The organism is Rhodococcus sp. IEGM 1305 (assembly GCF_030058635.1).
In the GTDB taxonomy this organism is placed as follows: domain Bacteria; phylum Actinomycetota; class Actinomycetes; order Mycobacteriales; family Mycobacteriaceae; genus Rhodococcus_F; species Rhodococcus_F opacus_D.
Genome location: NZ_JASHKX010000002.1, coordinates 386,212 through 412,585, shown reverse-complemented (window position 1 = coordinate 412,585; position 26,374 = coordinate 386,212). Strand labels below are relative to the sequence as shown.

At 67.0% G+C, this 26,374-nt stretch carries 22 protein-coding genes and 1 pseudogene; 15 read left to right on the top strand and 8 right to left on the bottom strand.

The annotated features are described in order from the left end of the window. Nucleotides 1–122: 122 nt before the first annotated feature. Complete coding sequence (locus QM693_RS05515; RefSeq protein WP_280780676.1) at nucleotides 123–611, bottom strand: FBP domain-containing protein; 489 nt, start codon at nucleotides 609–611, stop codon at nucleotides 123–125. A gap of 296 nt (nucleotides 612–907) precedes the next feature. Here QM693_RS05515 and QM693_RS05510 point away from each other — a divergent pair, with 296 nt between their 5' ends. From QM693_RS05510 to ligD, 15 genes and pseudogenes are all read left to right on the top strand, one after another. Further along, on the top strand, nucleotides 908–1,864 hold the full coding sequence (locus QM693_RS05510) for a glycosyltransferase family 2 protein (protein WP_283351655.1): 957 nt from the start codon (nucleotides 908–910) through the stop codon (nucleotides 1,862–1,864). Nucleotides 1,865–1,993: 129 nt separating this feature from the next. Continuing rightward, the gene (locus QM693_RS05505; protein WP_411194617.1) at nucleotides 1,994–2,848 is read left to right on the top strand and encodes a glycosyltransferase family 2 protein; all 855 of its coding nucleotides are present in this window, start codon (nucleotides 1,994–1,996) and stop codon (nucleotides 2,846–2,848) included. Further along, complete coding sequence (locus QM693_RS05500; protein WP_283351653.1) at nucleotides 2,838–3,833, top strand: glycosyltransferase family 2 protein; 996 nt, start codon at nucleotides 2,838–2,840, stop codon at nucleotides 3,831–3,833. Before QM693_RS05505 ends, QM693_RS05500 begins: the two co-directional genes overlap by 11 nt. Then, complete coding sequence (locus tag QM693_RS05495) at nucleotides 3,833–5,215, top strand: glycosyltransferase family 2 protein (protein WP_283330921.1); 1,383 nt, start codon at nucleotides 3,833–3,835, stop codon at nucleotides 5,213–5,215. Before QM693_RS05500 ends, QM693_RS05495 begins: the two co-directional genes overlap by 1 nt. After that, a complete protein-coding gene (locus QM693_RS05490) occupies nucleotides 5,212–6,546 on the top strand; it encodes a lipopolysaccharide biosynthesis protein (protein ID WP_283330920.1) in 1,335 nt (444 codons plus the stop codon). The genes QM693_RS05495 and QM693_RS05490 overlap by 4 nt, the downstream gene beginning before the upstream one ends. Continuing rightward, nucleotides 6,530–7,375, top strand: a complete 846-nt coding sequence (locus QM693_RS05485) for a glycoside hydrolase family 16 protein (protein ID WP_502942590.1) — start codon at nucleotides 6,530–6,532, stop codon at nucleotides 7,373–7,375. Before QM693_RS05490 ends, QM693_RS05485 begins: the two co-directional genes overlap by 17 nt. Continuing rightward, nucleotides 7,368–9,491, top strand: a complete 2,124-nt coding sequence (locus QM693_RS05480) for a hypothetical protein (protein ID WP_283330918.1) — start codon at nucleotides 7,368–7,370, stop codon at nucleotides 9,489–9,491. The genes QM693_RS05485 and QM693_RS05480 overlap by 8 nt, the downstream gene beginning before the upstream one ends. 323 nt (nucleotides 9,492–9,814) lie before the next feature. Beyond that, a complete protein-coding gene (locus QM693_RS05475; RefSeq protein WP_283330917.1) occupies nucleotides 9,815–10,744 on the top strand; it encodes a hypothetical protein in 930 nt (309 codons plus the stop codon). A 24-nt stretch (nucleotides 10,745–10,768) separates the two neighbouring features. Beyond that, nucleotides 10,769–11,821 carry an NAD-dependent epimerase/dehydratase family protein gene (locus QM693_RS05470; protein ID WP_349307484.1) on the top strand — a complete coding sequence of 351 codons (1,053 nt, stop codon included), beginning with the start codon at nucleotides 10,769–10,771 and terminating at the stop codon, nucleotides 11,819–11,821. After that, complete coding sequence (locus QM693_RS05465) at nucleotides 11,818–13,008, top strand: DegT/DnrJ/EryC1/StrS family aminotransferase (RefSeq protein ID WP_283330916.1); 1,191 nt, start codon at nucleotides 11,818–11,820, stop codon at nucleotides 13,006–13,008. Before QM693_RS05470 ends, QM693_RS05465 begins: the two co-directional genes overlap by 4 nt. Further along, nucleotides 13,005–13,814, top strand: a complete 810-nt coding sequence (rfbF, locus tag QM693_RS05460) for a glucose-1-phosphate cytidylyltransferase (RefSeq protein WP_283330915.1) — start codon at nucleotides 13,005–13,007, stop codon at nucleotides 13,812–13,814. Before QM693_RS05465 ends, rfbF begins: the two co-directional genes overlap by 4 nt. Continuing rightward, on the top strand, nucleotides 13,798–15,030 hold the full coding sequence (locus QM693_RS05455) for a class I SAM-dependent methyltransferase (RefSeq protein ID WP_283351651.1): 1,233 nt from the start codon (nucleotides 13,798–13,800) through the stop codon (nucleotides 15,028–15,030). Before rfbF ends, QM693_RS05455 begins: the two co-directional genes overlap by 17 nt. Before the next feature lie 99 nt (nucleotides 15,031–15,129). Then, nucleotides 15,130–16,754: pseudogene (locus QM693_RS05450) on the top strand (serine/threonine-protein kinase). Between the two features lie 57 nt (nucleotides 16,755–16,811). Then, nucleotides 16,812–17,246 carry a PAS domain-containing protein gene (locus tag QM693_RS05445; RefSeq protein WP_283351650.1) on the top strand — a complete coding sequence of 145 codons (435 nt, stop codon included), beginning with the start codon at nucleotides 16,812–16,814 and terminating at the stop codon, nucleotides 17,244–17,246. 115 nt (nucleotides 17,247–17,361) lie between these two features. After that, on the top strand, nucleotides 17,362–18,333 hold the full coding sequence (ligD, locus tag QM693_RS05440) for a non-homologous end-joining DNA ligase (protein WP_105417328.1): 972 nt from the start codon (nucleotides 17,362–17,364) through the stop codon (nucleotides 18,331–18,333). A 413-nt stretch (nucleotides 18,334–18,746) separates the two neighbouring features. Here the strand turns inward: ligD and QM693_RS05435 are convergent, their stop codons facing one another. Genes QM693_RS05435 through QM693_RS05405 form a run of 7 tightly spaced genes read right to left on the bottom strand, consistent with a single transcriptional unit; the run spans nucleotide 18,747 to nucleotide 26,313 of the window. Continuing rightward, nucleotides 18,747–19,964: a vWA domain-containing protein gene (locus QM693_RS05435; protein ID WP_283351649.1), complete on the bottom strand. Its 1,218-nt coding sequence runs from the start codon at nucleotides 19,962–19,964 to the stop codon at nucleotides 18,747–18,749. After that, entirely contained in the window at nucleotides 19,961–20,602 is a 642-nt protein-coding gene (locus tag QM693_RS05430) for an SRPBCC family protein (RefSeq protein WP_280780671.1), read from the bottom strand. Before QM693_RS05430 ends, QM693_RS05435 begins: the two co-directional genes overlap by 4 nt. A 12-nt stretch (nucleotides 20,603–20,614) precedes the next feature. Then, nucleotides 20,615–21,502 (bottom strand): AAA family ATPase, encoded by an 888-nt coding sequence (locus QM693_RS05425; protein ID WP_283351648.1) that lies wholly within the window; start codon nucleotides 21,500–21,502, stop codon nucleotides 20,615–20,617. Further along, nucleotides 21,499–22,392, bottom strand: coding sequence for an XdhC family protein (locus QM693_RS05420; protein ID WP_283351647.1), 894 nt, complete (start codon nucleotides 22,390–22,392; stop codon nucleotides 21,499–21,501). Before QM693_RS05420 ends, QM693_RS05425 begins: the two co-directional genes overlap by 4 nt. 29 nt (nucleotides 22,393–22,421) lie before the next feature. Further along, nucleotides 22,422–24,824 (bottom strand): aerobic carbon-monoxide dehydrogenase large subunit, encoded by a 2,403-nt coding sequence (locus QM693_RS05415; RefSeq protein WP_283351646.1) that lies wholly within the window; start codon nucleotides 24,822–24,824, stop codon nucleotides 22,422–22,424. Continuing rightward, complete coding sequence (locus QM693_RS05410; protein WP_105417316.1) at nucleotides 24,821–25,405, bottom strand: (2Fe-2S)-binding protein; 585 nt, start codon at nucleotides 25,403–25,405, stop codon at nucleotides 24,821–24,823. The genes QM693_RS05415 and QM693_RS05410 overlap by 4 nt, the downstream gene beginning before the upstream one ends. Nucleotides 25,406–25,407: 2 nt before the next feature. Then, a complete protein-coding gene (locus tag QM693_RS05405; protein WP_283351645.1) occupies nucleotides 25,408–26,313 on the bottom strand; it encodes an FAD binding domain-containing protein in 906 nt (301 codons plus the stop codon). Nucleotides 26,314–26,374 lie beyond the last annotated feature (61 nt).

Below are 26,374 nucleotides of genomic sequence, written 5' to 3'. Positions count from 1 at the left end.
TTGCAGTGTCTCCGGACTCGGGGTGCACCGGGAAGCGGGTTCCTCGAATGTCGGCGCATGGCATCTACCTCCGATTCTTGTCGGCAGCTACCGGGCTGCACGGTGGGTGGGTGTCGGATCGGTCAGCCGTAGACCCTCGAGATGAAGGCATCGAGGTTGTCGCGGACCCGCTCGATCCTCTCCTCGGGCTCGAGATCCTCGCGATACTGCCTGCCCAGCGCGGGCGACTTCTTCCGGCGCGCGTAGAGCGAGCACGCGAGATCGGCACACATGTAGGTGCCGATCGAGTTGCCCCGGCGTCCGGATTCACCCGACTTGCGGGCGGTCATCAGCGAGACGCCGCCATTGGCGTGCGTGGTCATACAGACCGTGCACATTTGCGCGCGGCGATAACCGCCCGTTTCGTAGCGCAGCGCGACGCCGACCAGACCGCCGTCCCGTGGCACGACCACATAGCAGCGGCCCGGAAACGACGGGTCACCCCAGCCGAGGAAGTCGAGATCGTCCCAGGGCCGATCGTCCAGGTCACGAGGGACGGGCAGACGCTTGGCGTCGCCTTTGGAGCAGTTGATGAACGACGACCTGATGTCGCGTTCGGTGACGGGTTCCATGACGAGATGAACTCCTTCTGTCGACGGGTTACAAAGCCACGTGACAATACGGACCGCAGTGAGGTCGAGCAACGGATTTTCGACGGTCCAGGTTTCGCGGGGCGCGCTCCGCCCGGCGCAGGCAACGGGAACCATATTCAGAAAAACCCGGACGCAGTTGAGTAATTCTTTCAATAACAGGGGAAGGGTATGTTTCTGGCATCGAATGTGGAACACTGGTCTGATCGGAACCCAAGCCGAGAACGCTGTAACCACGGTGCGAATCGGTGGGTGCGGGGCCGGGGTGGGAGAACAGCATGGTGACGAATTCGGACGCCGCGCACACGTCGAGGCGCGAGGCCGGCACGGAGTCCGTACCGGGCCGTGACCGGGAGCGACCACCGACCGTTTCGCTGTGTATTCCTGCCTATCAGGCGGAGCGTCATCTGCAGACGACGCTCGACAGCGTTCTGGCGCAGACCTTCACCGACCTGGAAGTCGTGATCGTCGACAACCACAGTTCGGACGGCACCCGCGATATCCTGGAAAACGTCCACGACGACCGCGTCCGGATTATCCGGAACGCGGCGACGGTGCCGATGGTGGACAATTTCAACCTCGCGATACGCGAGAGCCGAGGACGGTTCGTCAAGCTGATCTGCGCCGACGACACGATCGAGCCCGATTGTGTCGCAACACAAGCCGCGGTGCTCGAGGCCGACGACGGCGTGGCGCTGGTGTCCGTGCGAACCGATTTCATCGACGACGAGGGCGTGCTGCTGCGGCCGGCCCGGGGGCTCGGGGGAATCGTCGGGCACAATTCTGGACAAACGGTAGTCCGGCGAATCGTCCGGAGCGGAAGCAACCCCGTCGGCCCCCCGGTGGCCGGGATGTTCCGCCGGGTCGATTTCGACCGGTGCGGCGGCTTCCGGGGCGAGCTTCTCTTTCCGATGGAGCTCGACCTCTGGTCGCGGCTCGTTCGAAAGGGTGACTTCGTCGGTGTGCCGCGCACGCTGGCATCCTTCCGGATCGGCAGCGATTCGAACACCGCATTGACCTCGGCACGTTCACAACTCGCCCAGCAGCTCGAGTTCACGAGTCGATTGATCCACGATCCCGAATGGCAGATCCCGCTGTCCGACCGAGTACTCGGCCGGATCAACTCGTATGACATGCAGATGCGGCGAAGTCTGCTGTTCGCTCTCAGCGCGCTCCGTGCATCGAGACGTCGGCGCGCGCTCGGATCGGAGAAGGGCCGCGAACGGCCGGGGTGAATCCTCTTGGACACGAACAGATCACCGCAACGAACAGCCTCCGGAGCACCGCATTCGTCCGGAGAGAACCCAGACTTCAGCAGGACGCGGGCACGCGAAAGCCCCTATGACGCAACGGACGTGAAGGCGATGGATGCACACGTGACCGAGATTCACCCCAACGACAATCCGAGGAAGACTACGCCCAGGCCGACCGTATCGGTGGTGATGCCGGCACTGAACGAAGCGAAGAATCTGCCGTTCGTCGCGGCCCGGATGCCGGCCGACATCGACGAACTCGTGTTCATCGACGGCAACTCCGTCGACGACACCGTTGCCGTCGCGAAACGATTGTGGCCCGAAGCGAAGGTCCTGACGCAGACCCGAAAGGGCAAAGGCAATGCGCTGGCCTGCGGTTTCCTGCATGCCACGTCCGACATTGTGGTGATGATCGACGCAGACGGGTCCACCGACCCCGCCGAGATTCCGGCGTTCGTCGACGCGCTGGTCCGCGGTGCGGACTTCGCGAAGGGCAGCCGGTTCATCGCAGGCGGTGGAAGCGCAGACATCACGTTCACCCGAAGACTGGGCAACCGGATGCTGAATTCCTTCGTCAACATGGAATTCGCTGTCTCGTTCACCGACCTCTGCTACGGCTACAACGCGTTCTGGCGCCGGCACGTCAGTGTGATGTCGCTGCCCGCGACCGACCGCCCCGACGCCCACTGGGGTGACGGCTTCGAGATCGAGACGCTGATCAACGTCCGGATGGCGACATCCGGTCTCGGTATCGTCGAGATACCGAGCTTCGAGCGGCGCCGGATCAGTGGCAAGAGCAACCTGAACGTGGTGCGGGACGGTTTGCGGGTACTGCGCACCGTTCGGATGGAACACCGCAACGGGACGAAGATGACGGCGAAGTCGGCCGAGCGGCCGACCTCACTCACCCGCCGGTCCGTCTACTCGTGGCGGTCCCGCGATCGCGGTGATTACGTTGCCCGATGAGGTCCCGGCCACCGGGCATTCGCTTCTGGACGCGACCGACGAATTCGATGCGGAATCCCTTTCGGTCGTCATCTGCGCCTACACCACTCGGCGTTGGTTCGACCTGTGCCGGTCGGTGCAGTCGGTGCTGTCCCAGGACGGTCCCGATCCCGAACTCATCCTGGTGATCGATCACTGCGACGAGCTGTATATCCGCGCGTGCAACCGATTCCGCACCGACACGCGGGTAACAGTCCTGGCGAACGCGGATACCCGGGGACTGTCCGGGGCACGCAACACCGGTGTCCGAGCCGCCCACGGCGACGTGATCGCGTTCGTCGACGACGATGCCCGCGCCGAGCCGGGGTGGGCACAGGCCCTCATGCATCACTACCGGAATCGCGGAATTGCCGGCGTGGGCGGGTACGCGGTCCCGAGTTGGTCCGGGGCGCGTCCCCCGTGGCTTCCGGAGGAGTTCGACTGGGTCGTCGGCTGCAGCTACGTCGGTCAGCCGACACGGGTCGCGCCCGTCCGCAACCCGATCGGCTGCAACATGTCGATGCGCCGCTCGGTTCTGTACGCCGTCGGCGGATTCAGATCCGAGGTGGGCCGCGTGGGCTCCGTTCCCGTGGGCGGTGAGGAGACCGAACTCTGTATCCGCATCCGGTCGAACCCGGATTCGAACCAGATCCTGTTCGATCCGGACATGCGGGTACAGCATCATGTGTCGGCGGACCGGGCCACTCTGCGGTATTTCGTGCGGAGATGCCATCACGAAGGACTGTCGAAGGCTGTCGTCGCGGAGCTGACCACCGCAGCGGACGCGCTGAGCAGCGAGCGCACCTACACCCTCCATGTCCTACCGCGAGCGGTGCTGCGTGAAGGCCTCTCGATGCGGCGGGACGGACTCGCGCGGGCAGCCGTCGTGATGTTGGGCCTGACGGTCACGACCGCCGGATACGTTCAGGGCAGGGCCGCCATCCGGCTGCACACCAGGAGGACCTGATGGATCCCGCCGCACCCGCTCTCACTCTCCGCCCCGCCCTGGACAGTCCCGAGCGGCCGGACTGGGACGGTGCGGTGTGGATAGGTGAAGTGTGGGTCGACGCGATAGAGAACGCCGACCGGACCGGGCGGGCGGCGGGAATTCCGGTCCGCTGCCGGTTGGCGCGCGCGGAGGGCTACGGCCGGGCGCGACTGCTCGCGCGCGCCGACGGACGCCCGCTCGGGTTCGTCGAAATCGAGGTGTCGGAAGGTTCCGTGAACTTCGGCGAGCTCAGGCGCCGAGTCGCGGGACTGCGGGCCACCGAGTCGGACCGCCCTGTGCGGGCAGGTCCGGCTCGCGTGTCCGCGGGGAAGGCCGTGCCGGTGACGGTAGTCGTATGCACTCGCGACCGGGTGTCGATGCTGCGAGCGGCCCTCCGATCCGTACTCGCGGTGGACTATCCGACGTTCGACGTACTCGTCGTGGACAACGCCCCCGGAACCGATGCCACCCGGCAGTACGTACTCGGTCTCGCGGATCCGAGGGTGCGCCTGATCTGTGAGCCCCTCCCGGGGCTCTCACGGGCACGGAACACCGGACTGTCGGTGGCCACCGGCGACATCGTCGCGTACACCGACGACGACGTGGTCGTCGACCCGCACTGGCTCTCCGCGCTGGTCGACGGTTTCAGCCGGGGCCCGAGGGTCTCGTGCGTGTCCGGGATGGTGCCCGCCGGTGAGATCCGGACGCCGGCGCAGGCCTACTTCGATCGACGGGTCGGCTGGTCGGACTCCACCGACGCCCGCATCTTCGACTGGTCGGAGCCACCCGACGACGTGCCCTTGTTTCCCTTCACCGTTCGCTGTTACGGCACGGGCGCCAACTTCGCGGTCGAGCGCGACGTGGTTCGCCGCCTCGGCGGTTTCGACGAGGCGCTCGGCGCGGGTGCCCCGACGGGCGGGGGCGAGGACATCGACATGTTCTTCCGGATTCTGCGCTCGGGCCGCCAACTCGTTCACGACCCGGCGGCGATCGTGTGGCATCGGCACCGCGCCGACAGCGAAGGCCTTCTCGTCCAGTCCCGCGGCTACGGACTGGGACTCGGCGCGTGGCTCGCGAAGATCGCGAGCGATCCGGCAATGGCCACGCTCGCGGCGACGACGGCGGCTCGACGCGGCGGCGCGCTCGTCCGCCACCTCCGCGCCTCGTCGAAAGAGACGGCGCCACCGGCGGACCTCGCGGGACTCCTGCCGGCAGGCATCGGCTCCACCACCGCCAGGTCGATCATGAAGGGCCCCTGGGCCTACCGGTCGGCGCGTCGAGAAGGCCGGTCAGCTGCGCCGATGCGGGAACGGACCGCGCAGCGGCCGACTGCGGTCACCCACCCGAGGGTCGAGCCGTGACTCCCGGCATTCCACATATCGAGGCGCGCCGTGTCGACGCAGAGCACCCGGCCGAGCGGAACCTGCGCCTCAACACCAACTCCCTGATTCTCGCCAACGTCCTGGCGGGAGTTCTCGGGCTCGCCTTCTGGGCCGCGGCCGCCCGGCTGTTCCCCGCCCACGAAGTGGGGGTGGCCTCGGCGCTGATCACGTCCGCCGTGATGCTGTCGACATTGTCGTTACTCAGCATCGACACGATGTACGAGCGGTTCCTGCCGTTGGCGGGCACCCACACCGGAGCAATTCTCAAGCACGGTTTTCTCGTGGTGTCCGCCACGTCCCTGCTGTCGGGGACGGCGCTCGTGGCGTTCGGCCCCCGCGACCCACTGTTCCAATCCGGCTGGGCGATGGTTTGTTTCCCCGTCTTCGTGATGATTCTCGGGGTGTTCACGCTGCAGGACAAGGCCACCGCCGGACTCGGGGTGGCGAGGTGGTCGGCCGCGAAGAACGCCTTCCATGCGGCGGCCAAGCTCGTCGTCCTGCTCGCACTGGCAGGCACCGACGTGGCGGTGTCCATCGTGTCCGCGTGGGGCGCGACCGCAGCGGCGGCGGCACTGTGCATTCTGGTTGCGCTGCACCGACGATCCCGCTCCCACCCCCGGTTCCTGGCGGCACCGAACCTGCCGCCCCGCCGTGAACTGTGGTCGTACTTCGGTTCGTCCTTCGGCATCACGGCGCTCTGGGCGATCGGACCTCTCGTGGTGCCGCTGATCGTGGTCACGCAGGTCGGCGCCGAGGCGAATGCGTACTTCGCGATCGCGTGGGCGATGATCAGCGCGCTGTACCTGATGGTGCACCTGGTGGTCAGCCCGTACGTGGCGGAAGTCGCCGCCCACCCGGGCAGGGTCGCGTCGCTGTCCCGCCGATTGGTGCGCACCCTCGCGGTGGTGGCGTGTGCCGGCGGGGTGGGACTGGTGGTCGTCGGCCCCCTCCTCCTCGGTGTCGTCGGCGCCGAGTACCGCACCCACAGCACCGGATTGCTCTACCTCGCCGGCGTGTTCATTCCCCTGTCCGTGGTGGGCGCCGTCTACGAGGGACTTGCGCGGGTGCACCGCAGGCTGACGTTGGCACTGGTCGTCCGCGGCCTCTCCACGTTGGTCATCGTCGCCGGCTCCGTCATCGGCACCCGGGCGATCGGTGTCGTCGGCGTCGGCTGGGCCTACCTTGCCGCCGAGGCGGTGTCGGCGCTGATTCTGATCGGTCCGGTGATTCTCTGGCTTCGGCGGGCCTCACAAGAGCGCGGGTACGACGAGATTCCCGCAGACGATCCGGGAGGTGAGCGAGTTGAGTAGACGATCGTGGGTTCGAGCGGCCCGTGCGTCGCTGATCGGCGTGAGTGCCGTTCTGATCGCACAGGCGGCAGCTCCGCCCACCGACCTTGCAGTGCAGTCGGTCTCGTCGTACCAGAAGCAGCAGGCTCTCATGTTCGACGACTTCAACGGCCCCGCCTGGGCGCCGCCGAATCCGCAGTGGTGGTCGTACGACACGGGCGGCGGCGGCTGGGGCAACGGCGAGTCCCAGACCTACACGTCCGCACCCTCGAACGTCCGATTGGACGGTGCGGGGCACCTGGTGATCGAGGCCCGCAACGACGGCGGGGAATACACGTCCGCACGCGTGACGACACAGGGACGGACGTCCCTCCTCTACGGCCGCGCCGAAGCGCGCGCCAAGCTCCCCCGCGGATCGGGAATGCACCCGGCCTTCTGGCTGCTCGGCACGGACCTCGGAGTCGTCGGCTGGCCGGACAGCGGCGAGATCGACGTGGTCGAGACGGTCGGCGGTGCCGGCCAGCTGTACAGCAGTGTGATCGGGCCGAGGACCTCCGGCGGCGACTGGCAAGCCGGACCGACCACCGATGTGGCGAACACCTTCGTGGACGATTTCCACACCTACTGGGTGGAGAAGGCCCCCGGCCGGGTGACGTTCGGGGTCGACGGCCAGATCACCGGCGCCGTCACCGCGGCCGGTCTCCCACCGGACGAACGGTGGGTGTTCGACAAGCCGTTCTTCCTCCTGCTCAACGTGGCCGTCGGCGGGGAATGGCCCGGGCCTCCCGACAGCAGCACGCCGTTCCCGGCCGCGATGGTCGTCGACTGGGTACGTGTCACCGATGACTAGGTCCGCGCCTCAGCTCGACACGCCCCGGCGCGCGGCAGTCGCGACCACTACGGACGCGGCGGCGCCCGATCCGTACGACACCCTCGCCTTGATATCGGCGGCGGTCGGTGCGCTCGCGCTGGCTCCGCTGTCGCCGGAACTGCGCGCGATCCTGCTCGCGACGTTCGTCCTCACGGGGCCAGGACTTGCCGTGGTGACGTGGATGCGGCTCCAGGCGCCCGCCGTCGCCGCCGCGATACCCCTGACCGGTCTGTCGATGATGACAGGTTTCACCGCGGTACTCGGGTGGGCGAATCGCTGGGTTCCCGTCCCGTTCCTGCTGGCCCTCGTCGCCGGCGTCGCCCTCTCCGCTCTGCTCCACGCGCGACACGTGGGAGGACTCGCCACTCTCGTCCCGACCATTCCCCGGGCAACGGCACCTCGCGGAAACGCACCCCTGCTCTGGACCACGGCGATGCTGGGAGCCTGGCTGGCCGTTCTGCCGGGGTTGATCGACGTGCCCTACTCCGAGTTCGGCCTGCTGGCCGTCGGCACCGGGCCGGGACTCGTCCTCGTCGTCGGATCGATGGTCGGGGCGTTCGTCTGGGCGCTGCGGAGGAACCACCTCGTCACCGCCGCGGCGATCATCGGCGCCGTGATCGTCGTGCAACGTGTGACCGTCAGCCTGATCACCGAGGTGCCGATCTACACCTGGACGTACAAACACATCGGCGTCGTGGATTACCTCCAGCAGCATCAGACGCTTCCGCCGCGCGGTATCGACGTGTACGGCGAATGGCCCGCCTTCTTCACGGCATTCGCGTGGTTCGGCGAGATCACGTCCGTCGATTCACTATTGGTTGCACAATGGTTCGCCCCGGTGATCCATGCCCTGCTGGCGTTGCTCGTCGGCGCCCTGGCGATGTTGCTGGGGCTGGAGCTCCGGCACGCGCTCGCGGCGGCAATGATCACCGAACTGGTGAACTGGGTGGGGCAGGACTACTTCGCCCCGCAGGCGTTCGCACTGCTCATGGCGGTCGGCATCCTCGCGCTGCTCATCGCCTCCCGGACCTGTCATCATGCGGGTTACATCGCGCTCCTTGCGTTTGCCGCCCTCATCCCGACGCATCAACTGACGCCGTACTGGCTGCTCGGGGTGATCGTGGCACTGGTCGTGACTCGGCAGATCCGACCGTGGTGGCTCCCCATCCCGTATCTGGCAATGCTCGTCGGCTACCTCGTGCCACGCATGTACGTCGTGCTCCCGCACGGGTTGTTCTCGGGCGTCAATCCCGTTGCCAACGGATCCAGCAACGTCGAGTACGCGGGTTCCCTCGGCAAGCTCGTCACGTCCACAGTGTGCCGAGGACTGTCCGCCGCGGTGATCGTGCTCGCCGTCGTCGGAATAATCGTGTGGTGGCGTCAGGGCCGGCCGTTCCTCGCACCGGTGATCTTCGCGTTCAGTTCGTTCTCCCTGCTCTTTCTGCAGAACTACGGCGGCGAGGCCATCTTCCGGGTGTACCTGTATGCACTGCCCGGGTGCGCGATCCTGATCGCTCCCCTGTTCCTCGCGGTGATCACCCGCACGGGTCGTCATGTCGTGCTCCACCGGGCGACCGCGGCGGTCGCCGCTGTGGGCCTGTGCGGCGCGGCCGTCGCGGGGCTGCAAGGCTATTACGGTCTGTGGTCGCTGGTCGTGGAGTATCGGTCGCAGGTCACCCTTTTCGACGACCTGACCGCAGATATTCACGGCCCCGCCATGATCACCAGCCTGGATTCGGCGGGATTCCCCAGTCGCGCCACCGCCGACTACGCCGATCTGGCCAAGCACGATCAGGACTTCGACACGCCGATCGTCGATCGCTGGCCGGAGTTCCCGAAGGACTTTCCCGATGCCCGCCAGTTCGAGGACATCACATTGGTGGCGGAATCGAGCAGTGCAGAAACCTATTTCGTGTTCACGACGCAGGCACTCGACGCCATCGACTACTACCGGTACTTCACCCCGGAGGCAGTAGCGGAATTCGAGAGTCAGTTCCGGCACAGTCCGCAGTGGTCGATCCGACTGCAGGACGACCACACGATCGTCTACCAATTCGACCGCACCGGTTCGGGCACCGTCAGCACCGGCGGCTGAGAAGCCAGAAACGAGGTCCAGGAACAAAGAGTGCATTAATAACAGGGCATAGGTTTGTTTTAGTCCACAAATGTGGAAGACTGGTCTGATCGGAACCCGAGCTGGCAACGTCCCTTCGAGGCGAGTCGGCCGGTAGGGGCCGGGGCGGGAGATCAACACGATGGCGAAATCGGATGCCGCGCTCACCGCGAAGCGCGAGACCCTGACGTTGGCGGGCCAGTCCGCGCCAGAGCACACCAGGCGGCGGACGGCGATGCCGGCGAGCAAAATTCGACGCGGCCTCCGACAGTAACCGAGTATCGACACGATGTGAGGACAGACCCATGGCATTCGTTATTTCCACCGAGTCCGACGTCACGGACGAGGCCCGACGTGAGCGAATCTTCTCGGGCGAGGTGTTCTGCTTCCCGCCCCGCGACTCCATCCGCGCTTTCAGTGAATTCGCCTGGGAGTTGATCGAAGCCGCCTTCGGCGCGCACAATCCGCTGACCGCGCACGACGACCTTCCAGTCGAGGAATACGTGCGCATCCTCGGGCCGCTGAAGACGGGCTTCACCCACCATCCCCATTCCAAGGAACTCCTGCGCAACGTACTCGTCGACCTCGGAGCGGACATCACCCGGACCTACTTCGACGTGCCCAAACTGCGCGCCGTCCCCCCGGCCTCCTATCTCACGGCAGGCCTCGGATACAACTACACACCGCACCGCGACACCTGGTACTCCTCACCGCAATGCCAGAACAACTGGTGGGCACCGATTCTCGGCGTGACGGACAAGAGCTGCATGGCGTTCCACCCCGAATTCTGGCAGCGACCCACCGACAATTCGAGCGCCGAGTTCGACGCCTACGAATGGAATCGCTCCTCCCGTCGCGACGCCGCGCTCTACATCAAGGAGGACCCGCGGCCGCACCCCCGGCTCAGCGGACAGGGTCCCGGCAGCGAAGTCCGGATCGTCGGTGAGGTCGGATCGATCCTGTCGTTCTCGGGCGCACAACTGCACGCAACGGTGCCGAACACGACCGGTCAGGCCCGATTCAGTTTCGATTTCCGCACGATCAGTCTCGACGATCTGATCGCGAAAGCGGGCCCCCCGAACGTCGATTCCCATTCGACCGGAACTTCCGTCCGCGACTACCTGCGCGCCGACACCTACGACCGGGTACCCGACGAGATCGTTGCGCTGTACGACCGGGGCGGCAGCACCGACGGCGTCCTCGTGTTCGACCCGTCCGTACTCGAAGTCACGTAGAACGATCATCGAGGAGCCGGTGGAATGACCGACAGCACATCATCACCCATGAGAATTCTGGTCACCGGACACCTGGGTTACCTGGGCGCCGAGATGACTCCGCTGCTCGTCCTCCTCGGACACGAGGTCGTCGGCCTCGACACCGGCTACTTCGACGGTTGCGACTTCCTCGCGCCTCCCGATCCGGTGCCGACGCTGGATCTCGACGTCCGGGACGTCACCCCGGCGGACCTCGAAGGATTCGATGCCGTCGTCCACCTCGCCGCCCTGTCGAACGATCCACTGTCCGACATCGATCCGCACCTGACGTACGACATCAACCTCGCCGCATCCGTCCGGCTCGCGAAGGCGGCCAAGGCGGCGGGCGTCGGCCGGTTCGTGTTCTCGTCCTCGTGCAGCCTGTACGGCGCGGGCAGTGATCTCGAATTGGACGAGGGGGCGGCGTTCAACCCCGTGACACCGTACGGGGAATCGAAGGTGCGAGTCGAGCAGGAATTGTCCCGGCTCGCGGACGACGACTTCTCGCCGGTGTACCTGCGGAACGCCACGGCGTACGGCTTCTCACGGCGACTGCGTGCGGACGTCGTCGTCAACAACCTACTCGGGCACGCGGTGACCACGGGCAAGGTACTGCTGCAGAGCGACGGCACGCCGTGGCGGCCTCTCGTCCATGTCCTCGACATCGCGCACGCATTCGCACAGGTGCTCGCAGCGCCGAGACAGATCGTCCACGATCAGGCTTTCAACGTCGGACGGGTCGGCGAGAACTATCAGGTGCTCGACATCGCGCGACTCGTCGCCGATGTCGTGCCCGATTGCGTCGTCGGACATTCCGAGGGTGCCACGGCCGACATCCGCGACTACCGCGTCGACTTCTCCAAGATCGAGAGGGAGCTGCCGGGTTACCGGCCCCAGTGGACCCTGCGCCAGGGAATCGAGGAGTTGTTGGTGGCGTATTCCGACGGCGGCATGACCGCGGAGCATTTCGAAGGACCACGGTTCTTCCGGCTGAGGACCATCCAGCAGCACCTCGACCGAGGCCGACTCGACTGCGATCTGCGCTGGGTGGCAACATGATCGAGCCGAAGACGGTCCCGGATGTCGAGGAGCGAGCGGCCCTGCGCGAGCGGGACCGTATTCCCGTTGCCGGGCCGTGGGTGACCGACCTCGAGGTCCGGTACGTCGCCGAGGCCGCGGCGAACGACTGGTACACCCACGCCGGCGAATCGGTCGGCCTCTTCGAGACCGAGTTCGCCGACTACCTCGGCACCGACTTCGCAGCGGCCGTGCCGCACTGCACCTCCGCGTTGCATCTCGCGATGCTCGCCCTCGGCCTGGGACCGGGCGATGAGGTGATCGTGCCGGAATCGACGTGGGTGGCGACGGCAGCCCCCGTCACCTATGTCGGCGCGACCCCCGTCTTCGCCGATATCGACGCCGACACCTGGTGCCTGTCACCCGAATCGCTCGCGAGGTGCGTCAGCTCCCGGACCGCGGCCATCGTCACCGTCGACCTGTACGGCGGCATACCGGACATGGCGGACGTCCGGTCCGTCGCGGCCGGCATTCCGATCATCGAGGACGCAGCCCAGGCCATCGGCGGCAAGCTGGACGGGCGACTCGCCGGCACGCTGGGCGACATCGGAACCTTCAGCTTCCACGGCACGAAAACGTTGACGACCGGTGAGGGTGGAATGGTCGTAACGAATCGGAGCGACCTCGCGGAACGGATCCAGCGGTTACGGGACCACGGTCGCACACCGGCGGACCACCGGTTCTTCACCACCGAGGAGCTGGGTTTCAAATACCGGATGAGCAGTTTGCAGGCCGCGTTCGGCCGGGCCCAGCTGGCCCGCATCGACGAACTCCTGGACAAGAAGCAGCAGATCTTCGCGTGGTACGAGGAGCGTCTCGCGGACGTTCCCGGCCTGGATCTGAATCACCGGCGGGACGGGCTCACCAACACGTTCTGGATGGTCACCGCCGTTCTCCACCCGGACTACCGGCTGCGTGCCCGCCGGATGATGGAGCTGTTCGATCTGCATTCGGTGGACACCCGCCCCTTCCTGCCGCCCCTGAGTTCACTGCCCGCGTTCGCGGGATACCACACCGCGGTGACAGCGGCGCGTCGAAACAAGACCGCCTACGACATCGCGTCGCGCTCGATCAATCTGCCTTCGGCGCTCATGCTGACCGAAGCGCAGGTCGACCGGGTGTGCGACGTACTACACACCATTCTTCGACCACGTAAGGAATTGTCATGAAGGCCGTCATTCTCGCCGGTGGACGCGGCACTCGAATCAGCGAGGAGTCGCAGAGTCGGCCCAAGCCCATGGTCGAGATCGGTGGGCGACCGATCCTCTGGCACATCATGAAGATCTACGGCGAAGCCGGCGTCACCGAATTCATCATCCTGCTCGGTTACAAGGGCTACATGATCAAGGAGTACTTCGCCAACTACTTCCTGCACATGTCCGACGTGACGATCGATCTGGCCACCGACACGACCAAGACGCTCTCGTCCAAGACCGAGCCGTGGACCGTCACACTGCTCGACACGGGCGCCTCCACCATGACCGGTGGACGCCTGCTGCGGGCCAAAGAGCACATCGGCGACGACGTCTTCTCGTTCACGTACGGCGACGGCGTCACCGACGTGGACATTCGCCGGGTCGCCGAGTTCCATCGGGAGTCCGGTTCGATCGCGACGGTCACCGCGGTGCAACCGCCCGGCCGCTACGGCGCACTCCTGATGGAGGAAGACCGGGTGCAGTTCGAGGAGAAGCCCCGCGGCAGCAGCGGCTGGGTCAACGGCGGATTCTTCGTGGCCCACCCGTCCGTCCTCGACTACATCGACGGCGACGACACCGTCTTCGAAGGTGCCCCGCTGGAGCGCCTTTCATCCGACGGTGAACTCTCCGCGTACCAGCACCCCGGTTTCTGGCGCGGTATGGACACGTTGTGGGACAAGATCTACCTCAACGAACTCTGGGACAACGACAAGGCCCCCTGGAAGATCTGGAACGACGGACTAGGCTGCGAGGGGGACGATCATGAGTACTCCCTGTAGGCATTGCGGTACTCCTCTGGAGCAGTCGTTCTGCGACCTCGGGATGTCGCCACTCGCCAACTCGTACCTCGCCGCCGATCAACTGGATCGACGAGAAGTGTTCTACCCGTTGCATGCGTACGTGTGCTCGAAGTGCCTTCTCGTCCAACTCGCCGAGTTCGAATCGGCCGAGTTCATCTTCACCGACTACCTCTACTTCTCGTCGTATTCGCAGAGCTGGCTCGATCATGCCCATGCGTATGTCCGGGACACGACGGCACGGTTCCACCTCGACAGTTCGAAGCAGGTCGTCGAGATCGCCAGCAACGACGGGTATCTGCTCCAGTACTTCGCGGAGTCCGGTATCCCGTCGCTCGGCATCGAGCCGGCCGAGAACGTGGCCGAGGTCGCCATACGACGCGGGATCGACACCCGGATAGGGTTTTTCGGAACCTCGATGGCGAGCAAACTCGTCGGGGAGGACATTCAGGCAGACCTCCTGATCGGCAACAACGTCCTGGCGCACGTTCCCGACCTGAACGACTTCGTCGCCGGAATGGCGACCGTGCTCGCGGCGGACGGCGTGATCACCATGGAATTCCCTCACTTACTCCAGCTGATCGAACACAACCAGTTCGACACGATCTACCATGAGCACTTCTCCTACTTCTCGCTGCTGACCGTCACACGCGTGTTCGCGGCCCACGGCCTGCGGCTGTTCGACGTCGAACAACTCCCCACCCACGGCGGTTCCCTGCGGATCTACGCCTGTCACGCCGAGTATCCCCGTCACATCACGTCCCGGCGACTGCGGGAGCTGGGCGAACTCGAACAGGCCGCCGGCCTCCACCTTCCGGAGGGCTACACCGCGTTCCCGGAGCGAGTGAAGCGCACCAAACGAGCGTTGCTCGAATTCCTTGTCGATGCACGCAACCGCGGACTGTCGACGGCCGCCTACGGCGCGCCGGCCAAGGGCAACACCCTGCTCAACTACTGCGGGATCCGAGACGACCTGCTCGACTACACCGTCGACCGGAGCCCCCACAAGCAGGGCAGGTTCCTGCCGGGAACCCACCTTCCCATCCACGCGCCCGACCACATCCGCGACACCCGCCCCGACTACCTGCTGATCCTCCCGTGGAACCTGCGGGACGAGGTGATTCGGGACATGTCGTACATCCGCGACTGGGGTGGCAGATTCGTCGTCCCCGTCCCCGAGCTGGCCGTGCTCGACTGAGCCCAGATCCTTACTGCGGGAACCGAATTCGTCACCCCGGACCGGACAGCGCGACACCTGCGTGTATCGTGCTGTTTCCGGCTTCGAGGGGAAACGGCAATGGCGGCAGGTACACGGGTCGGCTCGCAGTTCGGGCAATACCATCTCAGGGCGCTGCTCGGCCGAGGTGGAATGGGTGAGGTGTACGAGGCGTACGACACCACCAAGGATCGCACCGTCGCCCTCAAGATCCTCGACGTGGACCTCGCGAAAGACCCCACCTATCAGCAGCGGTTTCGTCGCGAATCGCATGCCGCGGCCCGGTTGCAGGAGCCGCACGTCATTCCGATTCACGACTGGGGCGAAATCGACGGCGTGCTCTACATCGACATGCGCCTGGTCGTGGGACAGGACCTGCGTTCGCTGCTCCGCACACGGGGCCCGATGGGTCCCGCACACGGGGCCCGATGGGTCCCGCACACGCGGTCGCGATCGTCGACCAGATCGCGGCGGCACTCGACGCCGCGCACACCGACGGTCTCATCCACCGCGACGTCAAGCCGGAGAACATTCTCGTCACGGCGGGTGAGTTCGCGTACCTCGTCGACTTCGGTATCGCACACTCGAGTTCCGACCTGCGCCTCACCACCCTCGGCAGCGCTGTCGGCTCCTACGCGTACATGGCGCCCGAGCGGTTCGACAATGCGCCGGTCGATGCGCGCGCGGACGTCTACTCGCTGGCATGTGTCCTCTACGAATGCCTCACCGGGTCCATCCCGTTCCCGTCCACCAGCATCAGCAGCGCGATCCGCGCCCACCTCACGACGCCGGTGCCCAGCCCCAGCTCGATTCGACCCGACGTGCCCGCCACGTTCGACGAGGTGATCGCCCGAGGTCTGGCCAAGGACCCCCGTGATCGGTACCCGACGGCCGGCGGCTTCGCGGCTGCCGCCCGGTCCGCGTTGACCGCTCGCGAGCGGAAGACCGAAACCGACATCGTGACCCGCCCGGAACCCTCGCCGGGCATGCGGTCCGAACCGACGCGCGTCGACGACCGCGGCCGGCCCCCCGTCTACCCGCCGACCGCGTTCCACAGCGGGCCACCCGCGCCACCCCCGGCGGCGCTGTACTACCCCGCGACTCCCTACGCCGCCCCGCCGCCGGCTCGACGGTCGGTGGCCGTGCCGGTGATCGTCACCGTGCTGGTGATCGCGCTGCTGGCACTCGGCGGGGTGGTCGGATGGCTCGTGCTGGATCGGAACACCCCGGACGCGTCCACTGACGCCGCCGCCACCAGCAGTCGGGTCCGCATCCCGGCCACGGAGGACGTACCCGTCACGTCGGCGGCGCCGACGACGGTCCCGCCTGCCGTGACGACACCCAGAACGACGACGGCTCCCCCACCGCCGATCGCCGGCGAGGTGTCGGGCGCCGACGGGCAGGGTTTCCTGCCCCCGTCCGATGCACGGTGCAACTACACCAACCCGGCGGTGTTCGTCGGTCGCACCACGAAGTCTCTCGTCGTGGTCTGCGAGACCGGAGTGGGGCGCTATTACTACCAGGGCGTGCGCATCAGCGACGGCGCCGCCATCTCCGTCGACGACCCGATCTCGAGCGGTTCCGGCTTCGTGGCCACCGGCGACGGCGGCACCCAGTACCGGCTCACCCCGTCCGCCCTGACCATCGTCGGCGGCGACGGACGGATCCTCGCGACCGAACCGATGGTCGAGTCCGCACACCGCTGAACCGCCGTCTACGACGACAACGGGACGAGCGGTCGGAATCGGTGAGAGTATAGGGCTGTGAGCGCACAGGCAGAGCATGAGGAGAGACGTCGCCCGACCCCGGAAACTCCCTTGGGCTACCTCGAGCAGCTACCCGCCCTCGTCCTGCTCGAACGCCTTCCGGTTCCCGTCCTGGCGGTCGAGAGCGACGGCACCGTCGTCCACGCGAACAGTGCTTTCGAGGAGATGCTGGGTCATCCCGTCTCGTCACTGCGCGGACGTCCGGTGTCCGAACTCCTCGATCTGGACGACGCACCGACGGGTGCCGGCGCGGTCGAGCACCTCCGCGAGTCCGCCACCACACTCGTCGACCTCGCACATCAGGACGGATCCCGAGTGCGCGCACTCGTCAGCCGGCCCATCCTCCGCCGGCAGGACGATCCGGTGACCCTCGTCTGCTTCCACGACGTCACCGAACAACTGTGGAACGGCGGCCGGGCGCCCGGCTTCTGACCCCGCCCCACAGACGCACGGACATTTGCCAGCTTCACACGCAATTTGCCTGGGATTCCGGCGAAACCGTCTGCAAACAGCGCGGGAGGGATCGAGTGCGGGTTAGGTTGACTGCATGGCGACCGGCAAGAGCAAGGCTCCCGCTGTCGAACTGGAGGTCGGCGACCGGACCGTGCGGATCTCGCACCCGGAACGCGTCTACTTCCCCGCCACCGGTGCCACGAAGCTCGACCTCGCGAATTACTACCTGAGCGTCGGCGACGGGATCGTCCGCGCCCTGCGCGAACGTCCCTGCATGATGCACCGCTTTCCGGACGGCCTGAGCGGCGAGAAGGTGCACCAGAAACGGTTGCCGCACGGTGCACCGGACTGGGTCCAGACGGTGCGGGTGACGTTTCCGCGGTACAACCGTCACGCCGACGAACTGTGCGTGACGCACCCGGCGGACGTGATCTGGGCGGTGCAGATGTCCACGGTCGAGTTCCATCCGTGGAATTCACGCCGCGCGGACGTCGAACGCCCCGACGAGTGGCGGATCGATCTCGATCCGATGCCCGAGTGCGGTTTCGATACGGTGCGGCGCGTGGCCGGGGTGGTGCACGAGGTGCTCGACGAACTGGGTGCGACGGGCTGGCCGAAGACGTCCGGCGGAAGCGGCATGCACGTCTACGTCCGGATCCGGCCCGACTGGAGTTTCGGCGATGTCCGGCGGGCCGCGCTGGCCTTCGCCCGCGAGGTGGAGCGCCGGGCCCCGCAGGACGTCACCACCACCTGGTGGCGGAAGGACCGGGATCCGCGCAAGCTGTTCGTCGACTACAACCAGAACGCCCGCGATCACACCATCGCCAGCGCGTACTCGGTGCGGGGTGTGCCCGACGCGACCGTGTCCACACCGGTGACGTGGGACGAGATCGACGACGTGGACCCCCACGAGTTCACGATCGCCACCGTCCCCGACCGCTTCGCGAAACTCGGTGACCTGCATGCCGGAATCGACGACGCCGTGTTCTCGCTCGAACCGCTGCTCGAGTGGGCCGACCGCGACGAGGCCGAAGGCGAATCGGATCCCGGTGGCGCGGAGGACTGATCGCGGACAACTGACCGAGGGCGTCCCCACAAAGCGACACGCGCCCCGACCGTGCGGCCGAGGCGCGTGTCTGGCATGCCGGACTCTTCCCTACCGTGGCGGCGGGGGCGGTGGCGGCGGAGGCGGTGGTGGGTTGGGATTGCAGAGTTGGCAGCCGTCGACCGGCGGCTTGGGAACCGGTGCGTGACAATCGTTCTGACATGGTCTGGCGCCGGCGATTTCGGCCGTCCCCACCAGTGAGATCGAGAGGGCTGCGAGGGCCGCCCCGATGGCAGCCACGATTCTGGCGGAAGTTCTGGAAGTCGACATGTGGGTTCCTCCTGTGAGCTGAAGAACGGTGTGCACCGTCCATAGAGCTTCGGCGAAACACATGACGGCGGCCAGGCACCCTGGGGGTGGAAATCGCGCACCCGCTATCCCATCCGGCTGATCACGTCCAGCACGTCGCGGAGCGCCGACACGGAATGCGCGGGGAGGAAAGCATCGCAGAGGGGCAGCGCGGCCGCCATCGATCCGGCGAGCGGCCGGAAGTCGGGATCACCGGCGCGGGGGTTGAGCCACACCAGTCGATGGGCGCGGCGCCGGACCCGGGTGAGGGCCTGCGCCAGGCGAGTCGGGTCGTCGCTGTCCCAGCCGTCGGACGCGATGACCACGACTGCGCCGCGCAGCGCGTTGCCGTGCGGGGACGCCAGCAGTTCGCTCACGCTGCCCGCGATGTGGGTGCCACCGAATCTGTCGACCACCTTGTCGTTCGCCTTACGGACCGCGGTCTCGGCGCTGTGGTGGGCGAGCACGGGCGTGAGCCTCGTCAGCGACGTGGAGAACGCGAACACCTCCGGCCTGCCCGCGGTCTGTCGTTGCACCGCCGCCCGCATCAGATGGAGATAGATCGCGGCGTACGGCTGCATCGACCGGCTCACGTCGCACAGCATCACGATGCGCCGCGGACGGCTCCGCGGACGGCTGCGCGCGAGGACCACCGGCTCCCAGCCCGTGGCCCTCGACTGGTTCATGGTGGCGCGCAGGTCGATACGCCGGCCGCGGCGATGCACTTCGCGACGTCGGGTGCGGCGGGACGGCCACGCGGCGGTGGCCTGCTCCAGCCAGGACCCGAGGAGCCGGAGGTCGCCGGCGTCGAATCGGGCGAAGGGTTCGTCGGCGCGGGCCACGAGCCTGCTGGGCAGGGTGTCCGGCACGGCGGTGAGCGCGTCGTGAATGTCGTCCTCGCCGCTGTCGTCGCCGCCGGTCATCATTGGTCGTGTCATCCACGGCACGCCCTCGACGTCCTGCGCCTCACCGGGCCGGTCGCGGCCGTCTCGGACACCGGCGAGGGCGGTCTCTCGTCCCGCAGCGCCGCGTCGCGCGTGCGGATCCACGGACAGCACGGCGTCCTCGAAGACCGCGGAGAACACCGCGTCGAACGACGCGAGGTCGTCGACGCGGTTGACCAGCGTCAGACGTGCCGACCAGTACAGCCGCGACCGCGAAGCCGGCGGCGACAGATGAAGTGCCTGCACGAACACCGCGGGGCCACTCGCCGAGACGACGACACCACGTGAGCGCAACCGGGCGACGAGTGCCACCGCGAACGCCGCGAGATCGACGCCCCGCAGGACGCCCGACGCGCTCATCGCCTGCGGCGGCCCACCACGAGGACGACCACGATCCCGGCGAGGATGGCAGCGAAGATCGGGGCGTACCGTTTCCACGCACCCGCACCGGACAGCGCCAGCAGGTCCAGCGGCGCCGGTTCGGCGGCAGGCCGGGCCACGGAAAGGTTCGTGGTGCCGGCCGCCTCGGGCGCGGCCGTGGGCTGGTCGGCGGGTCCCCCGGCGAGCTTCGCTTCCAGCGACTCCGCGAACTGCCCCATGAGTTTCTCCGACACCTGCTGGATCATTCCGCTGCCGAACTGCGCGAGTTTGCCGACGATCTTCATGTCGGTGTCCACGGTGACGCGTGTGCGGTCGCCGACCTCGTGCAACTGGGCGATGATCGTCGCGGACGCGTTGCCGGACCCGCGCGAGTCCCTCCCGCGGGCATCGATCACGGCGCGATGCTCCTTCGGGTCACGCTCGACGAAGGCGGCCTTGCCTTTGAACTCGCTGGTCACCGGGCCGACCTTGACCTTCACCTTCCCCAGGTAATCGTCACCCTCCCGCCCTGTCATCTGAGCTCCGGGGAGCAGGGGAGCAACCTCCTCGAGGTCGCTGAGCACCTCCCAGGCCTGCTCGATCGGGGCGCTGACGGTGAACTCGTTGGCGATCTTCATGGCAGTTGCCTCTCATCCGGTGGCCAGGCCGTGCGCGTAGTCGGTGAATGCGTCCTGAACTATTGTGCGGTCGTCCGGGGTCTTCGCGAGGGCACTCAGGCTCTGGATCGCGTCGTCGCGCACCAGATCGGCAACTCCCAGCGCCGCGAGTGCGGACACCCAGTCGATCGTCTCGGCGATTCCGGGCGGCTTGTCGAGATCGAGTTCGCGGGCCCGGCCGACGAAGCGGGTGGCGTGCTCGATGAGGGGCGACGCCGCCACGGGCACCGTGCGGCGCACGATGGCGGCCGCCCGCGCCGGCTCCGGATAGTCGATCCAGTGGTAGAGGCATCGTCTGCGCAGCGCGTCGTGGAGGTCGCGGCTCCGGTTGGACGTCAGCACGACGACGGGGTGCTGTTTGGCCGTGAACGTTCCCAGTTCCGGCACGGTGACCGATGCCTCCCCCAGGAATTCGAGGAGGAGTGCCTCGAACTCGTCGTCGGCTCGGTCTATTTCGTCGATCAGCAGTACGGGCGGGGTCGGTCCTCGGTATCTCACGCAATGGAGGATCGGACGTTCCAGCAGGAACTCCTCGGCGAACAGGTCGTCCTCGGTGAGGCCGTCGCCCCGCGATTCGGCCAGCCGGATGGTGAGCAACTGCCGCTGGTAGTTCCAGTCGTAGAGGGCTTCGTTCGCGGTGAGGCCCTCGTAGCACTGCAATCGGATCAGCGGGGCGCCGAGGACGGTCGCGAGAGCCTTCGCCGCGGTGGTCTTGCCGACTCCGGGTTCGCCTTCGAGCAGGAGCGGGCGGCGCAGGGCCGCCGCGAGATACAGGGCCGACGCGGTTCCGAAGTCCAGGAGGTAGTCCTCGGCATCGAAGCGCCGGACCACGTCCGCCACGTCCTCGAATGCCGCCGTCATACCGCTCCCGTCTCCTGCGCGAACGATGCCCGGCAACCCGGCCCGCAGAACCAGAAGTCGTCACCGCCGCGCCGTAGGTGGGCGGTGTCCCGCCCCACGACGACGCGCATCCCGCACACGGGATCGATCACCTCCGTCGCCGCCGCTCGCGGAGTCGAATCATCTTCGGGCGCGTGAAGTCCCGCGGTTCGCAGTTCCTGCACCAACTCGGCCGCGATCGACACCGCGATCTCCGCCGACGTCCGCGCCCCGATGTCGAGACCGACGGGGGTGTGTACCCGCGACCGTTCGGACTCGGTGAGACCCAGGGTGTCGAGGATGGCCCCACCGCGTAGTCGGCTGGCGACGAGTCCGACATACCCGACCCCGGCGTCGAGCGCCGCACGGATGACCTCCGCTTCGGGTCCGCCGTGACCGGCGAGCACCACCGCCGTGGTGCCGGAGAACTGCTCGACACCGGCGTCGTCGTGCTCGACGGTGAATCCCAGCAGTTCCGCTATGCCCCCCAACGCCTGCGCGATCGGCGTGGTGCCGAAGATCCGCACCAACGGCGGTGGCAGCTGCGGCTCCAGGAAGATCTCCATGGCACCGCCGGACAGGCACAGATTCACCACGACGGACGCGCCCGGAGTCTCGGGGAACTGCACCGCCCCGTCGGGAAGGACCCGCAACAGCACGCTCTCGTTGGTTGCCAGCGCGCCCAGGGCGGCCAAACGCACCGAATTCTGCGCGCACTGACCACCGACGAACCCCTCGATCGTCCCGTCCTGCAGGAGGATCGCCTCGTCGCCCGTGTGGCTGGACGTGGGCGGCTGCGCCCGCACCACGGTCGCATGGACGAACGGCCTGCGGTCGCGCGCCAGTTGCGCCGCACGCTCTTTCAGATCCATCGGGCCTCCTCGCAGCCGACGGGCGACATTCAGATCGGGGGTGTCGCGCGGCCCTGCATGGCCTCCCACACCCGGGACGGGGTGAGCGGCATGTCGGCGTGCCGGACACCGAACGGGGCGAGCGCATCCACGACCGCGTTCACCACGGCCGCGGGCGATCCGACCGTCGCGGACTCGCCGATGCCCTTCGCGCCGATCGGGTGATGCGGCGACGGGGTCACGGTGAAACCGGTCTCGAGCTTCGGGACCTCGAGCGCGGTGGGGATCAGGTAGTCCATCAGTGATCCGCCGAGGCAGTTGCCGTCCTCGTCGAACTCGATGATCTGCATGAGCGCCATACCGATGCCGTCGACGATGCCGCCGTGGACCTGCCCCTCGATGATCATCGGGTTGATGCGCGTGCCGCAGTCGTCGACGGCGAGGAACCGCCGCACCTTCACCACCGCGGTGCCGGGATCGACATCGACGACGCAGAAGTACGCGCCGTAGGGGTACGTCAGATTCTCGGGGTTGTAACAGATCTGCGCATCGAGTCCGCCTTCGATTCCCTCCGGCAGGTCGCCGGCGCCGTGCGCCCGCATCGCGATGTCCTGGATGGTCACCTTCGCCGAGGGATCGCCCTTCACATGGAATTCGCCCTTCTCCCATTCCAGATCCGCGACCGAGGCCTCGAGCATGCCCGAGGCGATGATCTTCGCCTTGTCCCGGACCTTACGGGCCACCAGCGCCGCGGCCGCCCCCGACACCGGTGTCGACCGGCTGCCGTACGTGCCGAGCCCGAACGGCGTGTTGTCGGTGTCGCCGTGCACGACGTCGATGTCGTCCGGTGGGATCCCCAGCTCCTCCGCCACGATCTGCGCGAACGTCGTCTCGTGACCCTGTCCCTGGGTCTGCACCGACAACCGCACGACAGCCTTGCCCGTCGGGTGGACGCGCAGTTCGCAGCCGTCGGCCATGCCCAGGCCGAGGATGTCCATGTCCTTCCGGGGGCCGGCACCGACGGCTTCGGTGAAGAACGACATGCCGATTCCCATCAGCTCGCCGCGTTCGCGGCGTTCCTTCTGCTCCTCCCGCAACTGCTGGTAGCCGATCATGTCCATGGCCTTGCGCATGGTGGTCTCATAGTCGCCCGAGTCGTACACCCACCCGGTCTTGCTGGTGTACGGGAACTGTTCCGGCCTGAGCAGATTCTTCAGCCGCAGCTCCGCCGGATCCATCTTCAGGCCGAACGCCAGGCAGTCGACGAGCCGCTCGACCAGATACACGGCCTCGGTGATGCGGAACGAGCAGGCGTACGCCACCCCGCCGGGCGCCTTGTTCGTGTAGACCGCCGTCATCGCGCAGTGCGCGGCCTCGATGTCGTAGCTGCCGGTGAAGACGCCGAAGAAACCGGCCGGATACTTCACCGGGGCCGCCGTGCCGTTGAACGCACCGTGATCGGCCAGTACCTTCGTGCGGATCGCGAGGATCTTGCCCTCGCTGGTCGCCGCGATCTCGCCGACCATGATGTAGTCGCGGGCGAAGCCCGTGCTCATCAGGTTCTCGCTGCGATCCTCCATCCACTTCACCGGTTTGCCCGTCACGAGCGACGCCACGATCGCGCACACGTATCCCGGGTAGATCGGGACCTTGTTGCCGAATCCGCCGCCGATGTCCGGGGACACCACCCGGATCTTGTGCTCTGGGATCCCCGAGACCAAGGCGTAGATCGTTCGGTGCGCGTGCGGTGCCTGCGACGTGGTGTACAGGGTGAGCTTGCCGGACACCTTGTCGACGTCGGCGATCGCACCGCACGTCTCCATCGGCGCGGGATGCACCCTGGGGTAGACGATCTCCTGCTTCACCACCACGTCCGCCTTCGCGAACACGGCCTCGGTCGCGGCGGCATCGCCTGTCTCCCAGTCGAAGCAGTGATTGTCCGTCTTGCCGTCGAGGTCGTCGCGGATCACCGGCGCGTCGGGCGAGAGCGCGGCGCGTGCGTCGACGACGGGATCGAGCATGTCGTATTCGACGTCGATCAGTTCCAGTGCGTCCCGGGCCGAATAACGGTCCTCGGCGATGACGAACGCCACCTCCTGGCCCTGGAATCGCACCTTGTCGGTGGCCAGCACGGCCTGCACGTCGTTGGACAGCGTCGGCATCCAGGCGAGGTTCTTCGCGGCGAGGTCGGCGCCCGTCACCACTGCCATCACCTTCGGGTGTTCCTGTGCCGCAGTGGTATCGATGTTCACGATCCGCGCGTGCGCGACCGGCGACCGCAGGATCGCCAGGTGCAGCATGCCGGGGAGGGTGATGTCGTCGACGTAATTTCCGAGCCCCCGGATGAAGCGGGGGTCCTCCTTGCGCAGCATGCGGCCGTGGCCGCAGGGTTTCTTGTCGTTGTCGACGATATCCGCGCCGCCAGACGGCGGGCGGGATTCGACGGTGGTCATGATGCACTTCCAGTCGTCGCGTGTTCCTCGACTGTCATCGGTGCGCCCTCGGCGCCCCGCGTCTTGTCCTCCTGCACGTCCGCGTCGAAGTCGCCTGCCGGTTCCGGCTCGGCGGCCTCGCCCGCCCGATGGTCGGCAGCCCACTGGATCGAGCGCACGATCGTGGTGTACCCGGTGCAGCGGCAGATCTGCCCGGAGATCGCTTCCCGGATGGTGGCCTCGTCGGGGCTCTCCTCCCGGTCGAGCAGTGCCCGCGCCGTCATCATCATGCCGGGGGTGCAGAACCCGCACTGCAGTCCGTGGCACTGCATGAAGCCCTGCTGGACTGGATCGAGTTCGCCGTCGTGTTCGAGGCCCTCGACCGTGCGAACGTCGTGTCCGCTCGCCATCGCGGCGAGCATCGTGCACGACTTCACCGGATCGCCGTCCACGGTGACGACGCACGTGCCGCAGTTGCTGGTGTCGCAGCCCCAGTGGGTTCCGGTCAGGCCGAGCTGGTCGCGGAGGAAATGGACCAGCAGCATGCGCGGTTCCACCTCGGCGCTCACTGCCTCACCGTTGACGGTCATGTTCACCTGCATGGCTATGCCTCTTCTCCGGTCGGCTCGTGCTCCACGTCGCTGCGGAGCACCCGGTCGACCGCTGTACGGAGTGTGCGGATCGTGAGTTCGGATGCGAGATGGCGTTTGTAGTCGACGGTGCCGCGGGCGTCGGCGACGGGTTTGCAGGCCTGCGCGGCCATCCGCCCGGCCTGGGCGAACGCCTCCTCGGACGGGGGACGTCCGATCAGGTAGTCGGCGACATCCGAAAGTCCGGACGGATCCGGGTCGACCGCCGTGAGGCCGACCGCCGCCCGGGCGATCTCGCCGCCCTCCACCGTGACGGCCGCTCCGGCCGCGGTGACCGCCCAATCCCCGGTCCGCCGTTCGACCTTGGCGTACGCGCTGGAGCTGTGGCCGTGGACGGGTACCACTATCTCGATGAGCATCTCGTTGTGTGCGAGCGCCGTCTCGTACGGCCCGACGAGGAACTCGGACATGGGGATCTCGCGGCGTCCGCCGGGCCCGCGCACCACGCAGGTGGCGTCGAGAACAGAGCAGACAGTGGTGAGGTCCTCGGCCGGATCCGCCTGGCACAGCGATCCGCCGATGGTCCCGCGGTTGCGGACCACCGGGTCGGCGATCACCTTCTCCGCGTCGCGGAAGAGGGGGAACGCCGCCGCAAGTTCGTCCGATTCGAGCAGCCGGCGGTGCCGTGTCATCGCACCGATCCGCAGCCTCGACCGCTCGGTCGTGATGTAGCCGAGTTCGCCCTCGAGATCGTTGATGTCGATGAGGTACTCGGGATTGGCGAGGCGAAGTTTCATCATGGGAAGCAGGCTGTGGCCGCCTGCGACGAGGCGGGCTTCGTCGCCCAGCCGGTCGAGCAGGGCGATGGCGTCCTCGACGCCCGTTGCACGCTCGTATTCGAAGGATCCTGGTACTTGCATTGTGACCTACCTCACAAACGTGGATCCTCTCAGCCTGCGCAAGAACCGGTGGTCCGTCAAC